The 13416-nt window shown below is 44.2% G+C and carries 15 protein-coding genes; 8 read left to right on the plus strand and 7 right to left on the minus strand.

Annotation, left to right across the window (positions count from 1 at the left end; all coding sequences use genetic code 11):
- Nucleotides 1-5 precede the first annotated feature (5 nt).
- The 4 genes from hisH to hisIE are packed head-to-tail and all read left to right on the plus strand — an operon-like array spanning nucleotide 6 to nucleotide 2803.
- Complete coding sequence (gene hisH / locus AB4274_RS03535) at nucleotides 6-620, plus strand: imidazole glycerol phosphate synthase subunit HisH (RefSeq protein ID WP_017060268.1); 615 nt, start codon at nucleotides 6-8, stop codon at nucleotides 618-620.
- A 43-nt stretch (nucleotides 621-663) separates the two neighbouring features.
- On the plus strand, nucleotides 664-1401 hold the full coding sequence (hisA, locus tag AB4274_RS03540; protein WP_372111014.1) for a 1-(5-phosphoribosyl)-5-[(5-phosphoribosylamino)methylideneamino]imidazole-4-carboxamide isomerase: 738 nt from the start codon (nucleotides 664-666) through the stop codon (nucleotides 1399-1401).
- Nucleotides 1383-2156 (plus strand): imidazole glycerol phosphate synthase subunit HisF, encoded by a 774-nt coding sequence (hisF, locus tag AB4274_RS03545; RefSeq protein ID WP_017060270.1) that lies wholly within the window; start codon nucleotides 1383-1385, stop codon nucleotides 2154-2156. The genes hisA and hisF overlap by 19 nt, the downstream gene beginning before the upstream one ends.
- Complete coding sequence (gene hisIE / locus AB4274_RS03550; RefSeq protein ID WP_017060271.1) at nucleotides 2153-2803, plus strand: bifunctional phosphoribosyl-AMP cyclohydrolase/phosphoribosyl-ATP diphosphatase HisIE; 651 nt, start codon at nucleotides 2153-2155, stop codon at nucleotides 2801-2803. The genes hisF and hisIE overlap by 4 nt, the downstream gene beginning before the upstream one ends.
- Before the next feature lie 241 nt (nucleotides 2804-3044).
- Here the strand turns inward: hisIE and AB4274_RS03555 are convergent, their stop codons facing one another.
- From AB4274_RS03555 to AB4274_RS03570, 4 genes are all read right to left on the minus strand, one after another.
- Complete coding sequence (locus tag AB4274_RS03555; RefSeq protein WP_017060272.1) at nucleotides 3045-3557, minus strand: YchJ family protein; 513 nt, start codon at nucleotides 3555-3557, stop codon at nucleotides 3045-3047.
- 136 nt (nucleotides 3558-3693) lie between these two features.
- Complete coding sequence (locus AB4274_RS03560) at nucleotides 3694-4911, minus strand: EAL and HDOD domain-containing protein (protein WP_029235889.1); 1218 nt, start codon at nucleotides 4909-4911, stop codon at nucleotides 3694-3696.
- Nucleotides 4912-5034: 123 nt separating this feature from the next.
- Nucleotides 5035-5769, minus strand: a complete 735-nt coding sequence (lpxH, locus tag AB4274_RS03565) for a UDP-2,3-diacylglucosamine diphosphatase (RefSeq protein ID WP_017060274.1) — start codon at nucleotides 5767-5769, stop codon at nucleotides 5035-5037.
- A gap of 77 nt (nucleotides 5770-5846) precedes the next feature.
- A complete protein-coding gene (locus AB4274_RS03570; RefSeq protein ID WP_017060275.1) occupies nucleotides 5847-6341 on the minus strand; it encodes a peptidylprolyl isomerase in 495 nt (164 codons plus the stop codon).
- 189 nt (nucleotides 6342-6530) lie between these two features.
- Between AB4274_RS03570 and cysS the strand changes: the two genes are divergently transcribed.
- The gene (cysS, locus tag AB4274_RS03575) at nucleotides 6531-7916 is read left to right on the plus strand and encodes a cysteine--tRNA ligase (RefSeq protein WP_017060276.1); all 1386 of its coding nucleotides are present in this window, start codon (nucleotides 6531-6533) and stop codon (nucleotides 7914-7916) included.
- Nucleotides 7917-8014: 98 nt separating this feature from the next.
- A complete protein-coding gene (locus AB4274_RS03580; protein WP_017060277.1) occupies nucleotides 8015-8593 on the plus strand; it encodes a thymidine kinase in 579 nt (192 codons plus the stop codon).
- Nucleotides 8594-8742: 149 nt separating this feature from the next.
- Here AB4274_RS03580 and AB4274_RS03585 read toward each other — a convergent pair whose 3' ends face one another.
- From AB4274_RS03585 to AB4274_RS03595, 3 genes are all read right to left on the minus strand, one after another.
- Nucleotides 8743-9408, minus strand: a complete 666-nt coding sequence (locus AB4274_RS03585; RefSeq protein ID WP_032545711.1) for a YdcF family protein — start codon at nucleotides 9406-9408, stop codon at nucleotides 8743-8745.
- Nucleotides 9401-10255, minus strand: coding sequence for an NAD(P)H-binding protein (locus tag AB4274_RS03590; RefSeq protein ID WP_017060279.1), 855 nt, complete (start codon nucleotides 10253-10255; stop codon nucleotides 9401-9403). Before AB4274_RS03590 ends, AB4274_RS03585 begins: the two co-directional genes overlap by 8 nt.
- A 114-nt stretch (nucleotides 10256-10369) precedes the next feature.
- Nucleotides 10370-10600 carry a TIGR02647 family protein gene (locus AB4274_RS03595; protein ID WP_017060280.1) on the minus strand — a complete coding sequence of 77 codons (231 nt, stop codon included), beginning with the start codon at nucleotides 10598-10600 and terminating at the stop codon, nucleotides 10370-10372.
- A 257-nt stretch (nucleotides 10601-10857) separates the two neighbouring features.
- Here AB4274_RS03595 and AB4274_RS03600 point away from each other — a divergent pair, with 257 nt between their 5' ends.
- Both AB4274_RS03600 and focA read left to right on the plus strand, forming a co-directional pair.
- Complete coding sequence (locus tag AB4274_RS03600) at nucleotides 10858-12165, plus strand: ATPase (protein ID WP_372111016.1); 1308 nt, start codon at nucleotides 10858-10860, stop codon at nucleotides 12163-12165.
- Between the two features lie 364 nt (nucleotides 12166-12529).
- A complete protein-coding gene (gene focA / locus AB4274_RS03605) occupies nucleotides 12530-13372 on the plus strand; it encodes a formate transporter FocA (RefSeq protein ID WP_372111017.1) in 843 nt (280 codons plus the stop codon).
- The last annotated feature ends 44 nt before the right edge of the window (nucleotides 13373-13416 follow it).

A 13416-nucleotide genomic window follows, 5' to 3' on the forward strand; every position in this document is an offset into this window, starting at 1 on the left:
TCGGTATGAAAGAGCAAAAAGTCGTTATTATTGATACTGGTTGTGCCAACGTTTCATCGGTGAAGTTTGCGATTGAACGTTTGGGCTACGCAGTTGAAATTTCAAAAGAACCAGAAGTGGTTCTTGCTGCCGACAAGCTATTCCTACCCGGTGTAGGTACAGCAAGTGAGGCAATGAAGAACCTGCAAGAGCGTGACCTTGTTACCCTTGTCAAGCAAGTTGAGAAGCCTCTGCTGGGTATCTGTTTAGGTATGCAGCTGTTAGGCAAACTGTCTCAAGAGAAAGGTCAAAAGGCTGATGAGTTAGTTGAATGCCTAGGTTTGTGTGATGGCGAAGTTCGTTTACTTGAAACGGGCGACTTACCATTACCACACATGGGTTGGAACACAGTAACAGCAACGCCTAATCACCCGCTATTTAAAGACATTGAAGAAGGCGAATACTTCTACTTTGTTCATAGCTTCGCAATGCCAGTGGGCGACTACACAATCGCACAATGTGATTACGGTAATCCGTTCACTGCGGCGGTTCAAAGTGGCAATTATTATGGTGTTCAGTTCCACCCAGAGCGATCTTCGAAAGCTGGCTCTAAGCTGATTCAGAACTTCTTGGAATTGTAATAAGGATTAGGCAGCGGCTAACGTTGCCATATAAGGAATGTAAATGATTATTCCCGCGTTAGATTTAATTGAAGGCCAAGTAGTTCGCTTATTCCAAGGAGACTACGGGCAAGTAACAGAATACAAAGTAGACCCAGCAGAGCAGTTTAATCTGTACCACCAAGCTGGCGCTGGCTGGCTGCACCTTGTTGACTTAACGGGCGCAAAAGACACAACGGCTCGTCAGTTAGACTTGATTGCTAAGCTCCTTGCTAGCACGCCTGCGAACATCCAGATTGGTGGTGGCGTGCGTAACGAACAAGATGTCGTTGATCTGCTAGAAGCTGGCGCACAGCGCGTTGTGGTTGGTTCTACAGCCGTTAAGCAACCTGAGTTGGTGAAAGGTTGGATGGAGAAGTATGGCGCGGAAAAAATCGTGCTGGCTCTAGACATCAACATTGATGAAAGCGGCAAACGTAAAGTGGCGATTTCAGGTTGGCAAGAAGATTCAGGTGTGACCATTGAAGCGCTGATTGAAGACTACCTCACGGTTGGCCTTAAACACGTGCTGTGTACCGATATTTCACGCGATGGCACGCTAGAAGGATCAAACGTAGAGCTCTATGTTGATCTTTGTAAGCAGTACCCACAAGTGCAATTCCAATCATCGGGCGGCATTGGCAGCCTAGCTGATATCGAAGCGCTAAAAGGCAGCGGTGTTGCGGGTGTGATTGTGGGTCGTGCACTACTTGATGGCAAGTTTACCGCAGAGGAGGCATTTGCATGTTGGCAAAGCGCATAATCCCTTGTTTGGATGTCCGTGACGGACAAGTGGTTAAGGGCGTTCAGTTCCGTAACCACGAAATTATTGGTGACATCGTTCCGCTAGCACAACGCTATGCAGAAGAGGGCGCCGATGAATTGGTATTTTATGACATCACCGCATCAAGTGATGGCCGTGTGGTCGATAAAAGCTGGGTGAAACGCGTAGCTGAAGTGATCGATATCCCTTTCTGTGTCGCTGGTGGTATTAAATCAGCAGAAGATGCAGCGCGCATCCTTGAGTTTGGTGCGGATAAAGTGTCAATCAACTCACCTGCATTGGCTAATCCACAGCTGATTACTGACCTTGCTGATAAGTTTGGCGTTCAGTGTATCGTTGTCGGTATCGATTCATACTTCGACAAAGAAACCGGTAAATATCAGGTTTACCAATTTACAGGCGATGAAGCGCGTACTAAAGCAACCAAATGGGAAACCAAAGATTGGGTGCAGGAAGTACAGAAGCGTGGCGCAGGTGAGATTGTGTTAAACATGATGAACCAAGATGGCGTTCGTAACGGCTATGATATCGATCAGTTAAACATGGTGCGTGAAGTGTGTAATGTGCCATTGATTGCCTCTGGTGGCGCTGGTGCAATGGAGCACTTTGCTGAAGCTTATAAAAAGACCAACGTGGATGGAGCACTTGCGGCTTCGGTATTCCACAAACAAGTCATCAATATTGGTGAACTTAAACAGTATTTAAAACAACAAGATGTAGAGGTGCGACTATGAGTTTTGAACCCGTAAGCTTATCAAAAACAGAAGTAGGCGCATTGTCAGAGCGTATTAACTGGGAAAAAGTAGATGGCTTAGTGCCAGCGATTGTTCAAGATTACCAGTCAAGCCAAGTGCTAATGATGGGATACATGAACCCAGCCGCACTTGAGAAAACGGGTGAAACTGGCAATGTGACGTTTTTCTCTCGCACAAAAGAGCGTCTTTGGACGAAAGGTGAAACGTCGGGCAATGTATTGCAACTGCAAAACATCGCCTTGGACTGTGACAGCGACACCTTACTGGTTAAAGTTAATCCCATTGGTCCAACGTGCCACACAGGTACAACAACGTGTTGGGATGGAGACAAGCAAGAAGAGTCTCAGATGGTGTGGCTTCATCAGCTTGAGCAGCTATTGGCTGCCCGCAAGGACGCCGATCCTGAATCTTCTTATACTGCCAGTCTATATGCCCGTGGCACCAAGCGTATTTCGCAAAAAGTGGGCGAAGAAGGCGTTGAAGTCGCGCTTGCGGCGACGTCGGGCGATAAGGCGGAGTTAGTGTGTGAATCAGCAGATTTGATTTACCACCTAATGGTTCTTCTTCAAGACCAAGGCTTATCGATGGATGATGTGGTAAACAAGCTGAAAGAGCGTCATAAGTAAGCTCTCTTTAGATTAATAGAACCGCGTAAAAGACAGACAAAAGCCCCGCAAACAAACATGTTTACGGGGCTTTTTAGTTTTTTAATTTTCAAGATTTCAAGATTTCAAGATTTCAAGATTTCAAGGTTTCAAGATTTCTAAGCCCTACGTCACTTTTCTAACCTCTGACTTTGCGTCATTCCGAGGAGCCTAAGCGACATCAGGAATCTCTTCTCTTAATCTGACTTCTTAGTCGAACGAGTTACCCGCAGCACTTCTTGTATTTCTTACCACTGCCACAAATACACGGATCATTACGGCCGATTTTAAAGCTCTCAACGGTTTGATTTAAGCGTGGGTCAATTTCTGGTTGTGTAGTTTGTTCCTGCTCTGGGAAGGTACCATCAATGTAGTACCAAAGACCGTCTTCACGTATAAAGCGAGAGCGTTCTTGCATGCAGTATTGTGCGCCTTCTTCATTGAAGTAAGCTTTAAACTCAACAAAGCCTTCGTCTTGGTGCGAGCCTACCGCAGTATCGATGACTTCTAGTCCTGCCCAATCACTGTTGATAGATTCGGCAATACCTTCTCTTTGCGCTTCTGCGTTGCAGCTAGGGTGGTAAGTCGCAACAACATAGTCAACTAAACCCAACACGTGCGCTGAATAACGAGAGCGCATCAACTGTTCAGGCGTTTCAACAGCACTGTGGTGAAGGTGCGCTGATTCACAGCACTGTTGGTAAGTATTTTTGCTACCGCATGGGCATAAAGACATAGTCAGATCCTGTAAAAATGGCCTCTATTAAGAGGCCATAAGTGAATGCGTGGGAGTTTACCAAGAAACGATCGCTCACCAAAGTTTAGTTTCTGTTGAAGTTATTGAAATTATCAAAGTGTTAGCGCGAAGTTTACTATTTCAAGGCTGGAGACAATAGCTCTTGAGCCCAAGTCGTCGCTTCGTCATAAGCTTGACCAAGTTGAGCTTCACTCAGTTTGAGAAGCTGGCGAATACGAGTCGCTTCTTCCCAACGAGCTTGCTCATACGCAACCACCATCGCCAATACAGCACCTAACACGCCTTTACGTTGAATCAAGGCTTGTTTGATCTCGATGTCGATCGGCACTGAATCGAGTACTTGTTTCAATGGTTGGTCAAAGAGTGAGTCCAACAGAGAGAACATACCGGTCAAAAAGGCTTGTCCAGGCTCAACCTTAACATTCATCTTCTCAACCAAGAGTTCACATTGACGCGCGCGTAATACCGCTAAACCGTAGAGTGAGTCCGGCTTGTCTTCTTTCGCTGATGCGATCGCCACCAGTGAAACGAACTTACGCAGTTTCTGTTCACCAAGGTAAATAAGCGCTTGGCGGAATGAACGAATCGTTGTTGGTGAACCGCCAGCGGAGTTTACGTAGGTAAGTAGCTTATACGACATGGTCACATCGAGCGTAATCAAACGCTCTACTTCACCAAAGTCGATAGGGTCGTGCGCAATCTCTTTTAACAGCTGAACGGTCGTCAGGAATGCCGGGTTGAGAGCACGCGTTTGGATCATCTCTGGCTTGCTAAAGAAATAACCTTGAAAGTAGGTGAAGCCTGCTTTTTTCGCTTCTTGGTATTCTTCGTACGTTTCTACTTTCTCAGCAAGGAACTTGATATCTAGCCCTTTGAGAGAGTTCATAAACATCGCTGCTTTGGCAATTGGCGTCAAACGGATATCGAACTTGATAATTGAAACGTAGGGTAAGAAGCGCTTCCAAGCTTTACTTGGCACAAAGTCGTCTAGCGCAATGGTATAACCCGCGTCAAAGATGGTTTTGATTGCTTCAAGTAATTCGTCTGTTGGTTCGCAGTCTTCAAGAACCTCAACAACGAGGCTTTCTTTGGGGAACAGAGTAGGGACTAAGTTGATTAGGCTTGCATATGGGAAGTTCACGAACCCAAGCTTATCACCCAACGTATTATAGTGGGTCGATAAGAAGTGATCGGAAAGCAAACGGCTAGTAGCGAGCTCCGGCTCTACTTCAGGGAAAGTGTTCTTAGGACCATCCCTGAATAGCAACTCGTAACCTATGGTTTTCTTGCCTGTGTCGAGTATTGGTTGACGCGCTACGTATGAATATTTCAACTTGGTACTGTGTTCGGTTTATTTCTGGTAGAGAGATAATAGCTAATTCACTAGAAATTACCATACACTTTCTAAGAAAGTCTGACCGACAATAATAATCAAAGTGAAAGTTTAAGCGTGATGTTAAAAGCTATTGCTAAACGCTCGATTCTGTAGTTCAAAACTTTGCGGCGTGAACACCAGCACTGAGCCTTGCGTATACCAATCGCCAAGTACGATACGGGTTTTAGTGCAATTGTTAGCATTAAATGTATGGATGTCTGGGCGGTGAGTATGGCCGTGGATCATCAGATCGACATTGTTTCGTTCCATCACATCTTCGACTTCTTGCTGTGTCACATCCATGATGTCGAGAGACTTGGTCTGCTTGTCATCTTTGATATCTGATTGAACCTTTGAAACAATTTTCTTCTTGATGAAAAATGGAATTCGGTTGAAGACCCATTGTAACCATGGCTGATGCACTTTTTCGCGAAAGGCGAGGTACTTTACATCTTCAGTACATAGGGTATCTCCATGCAATACTACCGCTTTTTGCCCGTAGATATCGATCGTAGAAACTTCGTCGAGAAGTTGTACGCCCGTTTGCTTAGCAAATTTTTTGCCGACTAAGAAGTCGCGGTTCCCTTGAGTAAAGTAACAAGGCACGCCTGTTTTCACTAAGTCGATAAACGCTTGGCGGATAGAAGTCGCGAATTCACTCTTATCATCGTCACCAATCCAGAATTCGAAAAGGTCACCTAATACGTAAAGTGCATCCGCTTCTACGGCTTCTTTCTTCATAAAGGTTAAGAAGCAGTCTGTGATGTCTTCTCGTGACGGAGAAAGGTGCAGATCTGATATAAAATATGTTTTCATAGGTCTAAAAAAAGGGAGCGATTCGCTCCCTATATCCTGATTTTATCGGCTCATCAATACTAACCGAAAGCGATGAATTAAGCTTCGATTGTAGTACCAGTGATGATCACTTCTTCTAGAGGTACATCTTGGTGCATACCCATAGAACCAGTGCTAACACCTTTAATCTTGTTTACGATGTCCATGCCTTCAACAACTTCTGCGAATACACAGTAGCCCCAACCGTCTAGGCTTTCGCTACGGAAGTTTAGGAAAGAGTTGTCGTTAACGTTGATGAAGAACTGAGAGCTCGCTGAATGCGGTTCCATAGTACGAGCCATTGCTAGCGTACCAACTTTGTTCGCTAGACCGTTGTTTGCTTCGTTCTTGATCGTTGCACGAGTTGCCTTTTCTTTAAGGCCAGAAGTCATGCCGCCGCCTTGAATCATGAAACCATCGATAACACGGTGGAATAGTGTGTTGTCGTAGAAACCGTCACGGCAATACTGTAGAAAGTTTGCGCTTGTTTCTGGTGCTTTTTCTTCGTTAAGTTGAACTTTGATATCACCAAAATTTGTGTGAAGGATGATCATGATTGTTACCTTACTGTCTTTTTAATATGAAGTTCGAATTCTAGCGCATGTTGGCAGACTTTCAAATCACCAAATCATTAACTTAACTCGGATGTTTGAGGTAATTCCTGCTTTTGGGGATTACCTATTAAGGTATGACTTGTTATACTGCGAGCTTATTTTGATTAATCCATAAAATAGATAGAGATCATGCTGAAGATATATAACACGCTCACAAGACAGAAAGAGGAATTCAAACCAATTACAGCTGGCAAAGTCGGCATGTATGTCTGTGGGGTAACCATATACGATCTCTGTCATATTGGTCATGGTCGTACGTTCGTTTCTTTCGACGTAGTAACTCGTTACCTTCGTTACCTTGGTTACGATTTGAATTTCGTTCGTAACATCACAGATATCGATGACAAAATCATCAAACGCGCTAACGAAAACGGTGAGTCTTGTGACTCTCTGACTGAGCGTTTAATCGGTGAGATGCACGCTGACTTTGATGCATTGAACATGAAGCGTCCAGATGTTGAGCCTCGTGCGACAGAATACATCACTGAAATCATCGAGCTTGTTGAAAAGCTGATTGAACGTGGTTTCGCATACGTTGCAAGCAACGGCGACGTGATGTTTGAAGTAAAGAAATTCGACGAATACGGTAAGCTTTCAAAGCAAGACCTTGATCAGCTTCAAGCGGGTGCTCGCGTTGATGTTGAATCTGCAAAACGCAGCCCACTAGACTTCGTTCTTTGGAAGATGTCTAAGCCAGGTGAACCTACATGGGAATCGCCATGGGGCCCGGGTCGTCCAGGTTGGCACATCGAATGTTCAGCAATGAACTCGTCTATTCTTGGTAACCACTTCGATATCCACGGTGGTGGTTCAGATCTGCAGTTCCCTCACCACGAAAACGAAATCGCACAGTCTTGCTGCGCGCACGGCACTCAGTATGTAAATACTTGGATGCACAGTGGTATGGTGATGGTAGACAAAGAGAAGATGTCTAAGTCACTAGGTAACTTCTTCACTATCCGTGACGTGCTAGCACATTACGATGCTGAAACGGTACGTTACTTCCTAATGTCTGGTCACTACCGTAGCCAGCTAAACTACAGCGAAGATAACCTAAACCAAGCTCGCGCATCACTAGAGCGTCTATACACGTCACTTCGTGGCCTAGACCTTACAGCCGCTCCTGCCGGTGGCGAAGAGTACGTGACTCGATTCTCTACAGCGATGAACGATGATTTCAACACACCTGAAGCTTATTCAGTACTGTTTGAAATGGCTCGTGAAATCAACCGTATCAAGCCTGAAAGCATTGAAAAAGCAAGCGGACTGGGTGCATTGATGCGTGAACTAGCAGACATCATCGGTATTCTTCATCAAGAGCCAGAAGCCTTCCTACAAGGTGATGCGGCAGGTAACGACGACGAAGTGGCTGAAATCGAAGCGTTGATCAAACTGCGTAACGACTCTCGTGCTTCAAAGGATTGGGCAAACGCCGATCTTGCACGTGATAAGCTAAATGAGTTGGGTATTGTTCTGGAAGATGGCCCAGAAGGCACGACTTGGCGTCGTAAGTAAATCTTATAAAAAGGGCTGATTTTCAGCCCTTTTTTCTAGCACGAATTCTCTATTTTCACCTTTTCTATCTTCAACTTTTAATTAACAGGAATATTTCTGTGGCTCAGATGTATTTTTATTACTCGGCAATGAATGCGGGTAAATCAACAACGCTTCTTCAATCTTCATTCAACTACCAAGAACGTGGCATGACGCCAGTGATCTTTACGGCAGCTTTGGACGATCGCTATGGTATCGGTAAAGTGAGCTCACGAATTGGTCTGCAATCTGAAGCTCAGCTGTTTAAAAATGACACCAACATGTTTGATGCGATCAAAAAGCTCAATGAGGAAGAAAAGCGTCATTGTGTTTTGATCGATGAGTGCCAATTTTTATCGAAGGAGCAGGTGTACCAATTAACAGAAGTGGTTGATAAGCTGCACATCCCTGTACTTTGTTACGGCCTACGTACCGATTTCCTGGGTGAACTGTTTGAAGGTAGCCGTTACTTACTGTCTTGGGCAGATAAACTTGTTGAGCTTAAAACAATTTGTCACTGTGGCCGTAAAGCGAACATGGTAATTCGTACCGACGAGCACGGTGTGGCGATTGCTGAGGGCGACCAAGTGGCTATTGGCGGTAACGACAAATACGTTTCTGTTTGCCGTCTGCACTACAAAGAAGCGTTAGGTAAATAAGCAGCTCTATTTGCTAACGCGAAAGAACGAAAAACGGTGACCAAGTGTCACCGTTTTTGTTTATTGGGCCTGTGTTTTGCTTTCTTCCAAGCCGAGCTTTTGTTTTATTTCCTGCCGAGCTTTTACTTTGTTCAAAGTCTAACTTTTGCTTATTCGAAACCGAGCTTCTTCAATGCTTGATAGGCGTGGTCAACGTCGTCGGGGATCGGCATCTCAATCTGAAAGCCTTTCTCTGGGTAGGATTTGATTCGCTCGTAATCAGCAATTAATGCGCCTAACACCATATCTAACGGCAACTCTTCGTTAAAGTAATCATCCCAAGTTTGCCATCGCGACGTCACGGTAATCTCGGAAGTTTCGTCAGGCCATTGTTTACTGAAGGTTGCGTAGGTACGTTTCTCCATGAAGGGCTTCTGAACTAAGGTTAGCCTCTTCGGCGATAACCCTTTTTCTGTCAGCAACTCATGAGTGAATCGTACATTTTCCCCAGTATTTGTTGCGTGTTTCTCTATGATAATGTCAGAGTCAGGCACGCCACAATCTCGTGCGATAGAAGCGAATGTTTCTGCTTCTGAGCGTTCAAAGCTTCTTTCGGTAAAGCGTCCCACACCGCCAGAAAAAACGATGTAAGGCGCGATCTGTTGGTGATAAAGCTCGGCTGCATATTCAGCTACGCGAGTATCGTTGCTACACAATACAAAGATACAGTCGGAAGGCGTAACCTTGTGACCCATCGACATAAAGTTCCAAAGGGTGTCGACTGAGCGATGCAGTTTTATGTTGGGATTTTTGTTAGCAATAGATTGTTCAGTCATGAAGTGCGTCCAGTGTGGATTCGAATTTAAATGAATAACCTAAGTCGAGAATCTTCTTCGAAGAGATTAACTTGTCTGGGGTATCAACAACAGCGGGCAGAGGCTCACTGCTGTTGGCGCTTTTCAGTGCCGCGGCATAAAACTCCGCCTTACTGACTGTATTTGGTGTGGTCACGTTAACTATTTCATTGTGCAGTTGACTGATAGCGAAATCGACAGCACCAATTGCATCATCAAGGTGCAGCATGTTGGCTGGAGCTTGAGTGCTGACTTGTTTTAACTTGCTTGCGAAGCGTGATGGGTGACGGCTTGGGCCGATTAAGCCACTAAAGCGAAGAATGGTGTAGTCGATACCGGAATCAATCACTGACTGTTCAGCTTGCAGCATGATTCGTGCGTTATCGGAAAATAAAGACGCGTGCTCGTTATCTGAGGTCGAAAGAGGGAGTGATGCATCCAGCTCGTTCAGCACACCCGGCTTAGTTGGGTATACCGTAGTTGAACTAACCATAATGAGCTTTTTAATGTTGGCCTTTTGGCATGCATTGGTGAGTTGCTGCCAGTAGTCGGCATACTCTTGTCCTGCTCCTTTTCTAAAGCCAGGAGGGAAGCTGCCAATCACAATTTCAGTGTTGTTTTCGAGTAACAATGAATAGAGTCGCCCGATAGTCTGTTGTGGATCGGATGAATCAAAGCTAAACACTTCACATGGAATTTGTTCGCTACCAATGGCATCTGCTCCCGCTTGGGTCGTTTTCGTGACCACTACTCGGTTACCATGTTTTTCTAAATGTTCAGATAAAGGTGCACCTACCCATCCTGCACCGACAATAAATATAGAAGCCATGTGTTCCTCACAACTGCAAATGACGAATTTACAATAAGCCTAACAAAGCTTTGCCCAAAAATGAAAAAACTCCACGGCCGAAGCAAGTGGAGTTTTTACTAGAACAATGGAGCTTTAGTTTAGTACGCGAAGAAGCTTGTCTGCGCGCTCTGCCATCTCGATACCTTCATCTGTTAGGTAACCGCCGTCTGGCTGAGTACAGAGGTTTTTTTCGAATAGGCGCTTAACAGCGTCTTGAGTTTCTTGAGCTGCCTCTTGATGGACTTTAATTCCAGTAGCTGCACTACTTACATCAAATTGAAGAAGGAGGTTTAAATCAGCAATATGTTCAGCGTTGTACTTCATAATTGACCTATATATTCATAACGTTCTCTACCTTCACCTTAGTGCGCATTCTCGGCTCAGGCAATAGCAAATAAAGAGAATTGATAAGTGATACCAAATTGATTGATTAATCATCGAGTGATGAGTTTATTTTGGTTATATTGGGTGATTTGCACCCACTTAAATCATCAGTGATGTTTATTGCTAAGTGGTTGTAATATATTGTGACTAGAAATAATTTGCATTGAGCGAATATTGTATAAAAAGGATATGCATAAGTGAGAGCGAACAAAGTAGCATTAACGATCAGTATGCTATTTGCTATCTCAGGTTGTCAAAGTACACCCTCAGAGCAGACAGACGCGAACCAAACCACAAACAACAATAATGAATCGACAATAGAGGTCCGTTCATTTCAGTCTGTCCAAAGCGTTTACTCCGAATGGGAAGTTAAGCTTGAAGACCATGCTCAATTGTCTCTCTATGCACCAGAGAATTACAATGAACTATTAGACGCATGGGATGATGCTGAAAGCATTTATGCGGACTTACTTAAAGACGAAACTCGGATAACCAAGAGTTACTCCATTTTTTCGAGCCTAACTTACGCTGAAGCCTTCGATGAAAAAATCGCTTTGATCAAATCAAACTATGACTCGATCTTAGTGTTAAAGAAGAAGGCTGATCGAGTACTCGCGGATTCGATTGTCCAAATGGATTACCTGAAGTTTCTTGGCGCAGATACCATGTTTACCTCGAGCTACAAACGTTTGTATTCAGAATACAGCGAGTTGTTCGAGTATGTGCTGGTCGATGAGCTTGAAGACGCTCAAGAAGCGCAGGTGGAATTTCTTAACAATGCTCGCTTACTAGAAGTTAAAGTGGCGCATAAGAAATACATCGAACCTTTGAAGAACGAATTAGAGTTCTTGGAAGATGAAGATTTCGATGACGTTGTTCCACTGACGTTTGCTAAAGCGGCATCTCAAATTGCTTTGGCAGAAAGCCAAGTGAAAGCCAGTCCCCGTGAAAAGTCTATCATTGAAGACGCAGTTCACGCTGCGGAGTTCGAATTAAACCACGTACGCAGTGTTGCTCATGAAGTCAAAGTGCTGGCGAGCGTAAAAGGCGACCAGTTCGAACAGTCGGTTTTGAATGCAGAGAATCAGTTGCTGAGCATTTCACAAGTGGTTAATGATGAAGATTACCGAGATGTTGGGTTGCGTCAGCAATCTCAGAAGATTATAGCGAGTGTGAAAGCGTTAAAAAGCTTAGATATGACGGCGTCATTAAAGTCAGAAATTGAAACTTTGACTGAACAACTCGCTAAGCTAGAGAGTGATAATCAGAAGCAGGCGCAACAATTGTCTGAGGCGACTAAGCATAGCAATCTTCTAGATGAGCAGATTACCAAGAGTGATGCGCATATTAAGAGTTTAGAAGAGCTAGTGGACAGCTTGAGAAACCTAGGTGGTAAAGTTGCCAATGAAAGTGATTCTGATGTAATCCCTTTGAGTCCAGAGTCGAATCTAGAGGGCTCTGCTTTAGAACAATCATCAGAAGAAGTGATTGAACCTTCGGTTTAGCATCACTAATTTCTGTATTTGTGATTGAGTTAAAAGCGCCTAAGGGCGCTTTTTTACGTTCTGTTGATCTATATCAAAATCTAGAGGTAACAGCGATCTGTGAGTCATTATAGTGTACGTTATTCCTTTGCTTTCTTTCGTAACTTATTGATATTTATAAGTGTGCCATTTTTTAAGTTGATAACCTTTCATTCAGCATAGTTTTTCTTTTTACTACTAAAGTTGTATGAATTTTGAATAACTTGGGCTATTTGCTTTCCACAAGGTTGTGGGAGGTATTTTGAGTCCCAAATAGCTCTTGAATTCAGAAATGAAAGAGAGGATTATCTCGCTCCCGACAACATGTTTCAAAATGTAAATCATCATGAATCTGAACCAATTTGACTCATTATTACCGCCACAAATGGCTGAGCGCGCTGCAGATATTGGCGTAGGTAAAGCAACCAAAGATCCAACCAAATCTTTTCTCCTAGCGATTTCAGCTGGCATACATATCGGTATTGCGTTTGTGTTCTACACAATTGTAACCACTGGAGCTGGTGATTTACCTTGGGGTATTACTCGCGTCCTAGGTGGCCTTGCATTTAGCTTGGGCTTAATTCTCGTTGTTGTTACCGGTGGTGAGCTATTTACCAGTTCGGTGCTGACTCTGGTTGCTCGTGCAAGTGGCAAGATTACTTGGCGCACGCTCGTTAAGAACTGGGCTACGGTTTATGTAGGTAACTTGATTGGCGCATTGCTGCTGGTGGCTTGTATGTTACTGACCAAACAGTACATGTTCGACCACGGCCAAGTGGGTTTGAATGCAATGGCGATCTCTCAACATAAGATGCACCATGATTTTATCCAAGCTATCGCGCTCGGCATCATGTGTAATGTATTAGTTTGTATCGCGGTATGGATGACGTTTAGTGGACGTACTCTGACTGACAAAATTGCGGTAATGATTTTACCTGTAGCGATGTTCGTATCGGCTGGTTTTGAGCACTGTATTGCAAATATGTTCCAAGTGCCTTTAGCTATCGGCATCAAAACATTTGCTCCAGCTGAATTTTGGACAATGACGGGCGCTAATCCTGCGGACTATGTTGATCTGAACATGGCGGACTTTTTGATGAACAACTTGCTGCCCGTTACCATCGGTAACATCATTGGCGGCGGTATCTTTGTTGGTATGTGGTACTGGTTGATCTACCTACGTGACTAATAAAGGTGGCGCTATCGACAAAGATGGCGTGACTAACTCAGTTG

It is taken from the genome of Vibrio sp. 10N.261.55.A10 (assembly GCF_041470825.1).
Classification (GTDB): domain Bacteria; phylum Pseudomonadota; class Gammaproteobacteria; order Enterobacterales; family Vibrionaceae; genus Vibrio; species Vibrio crassostreae_C.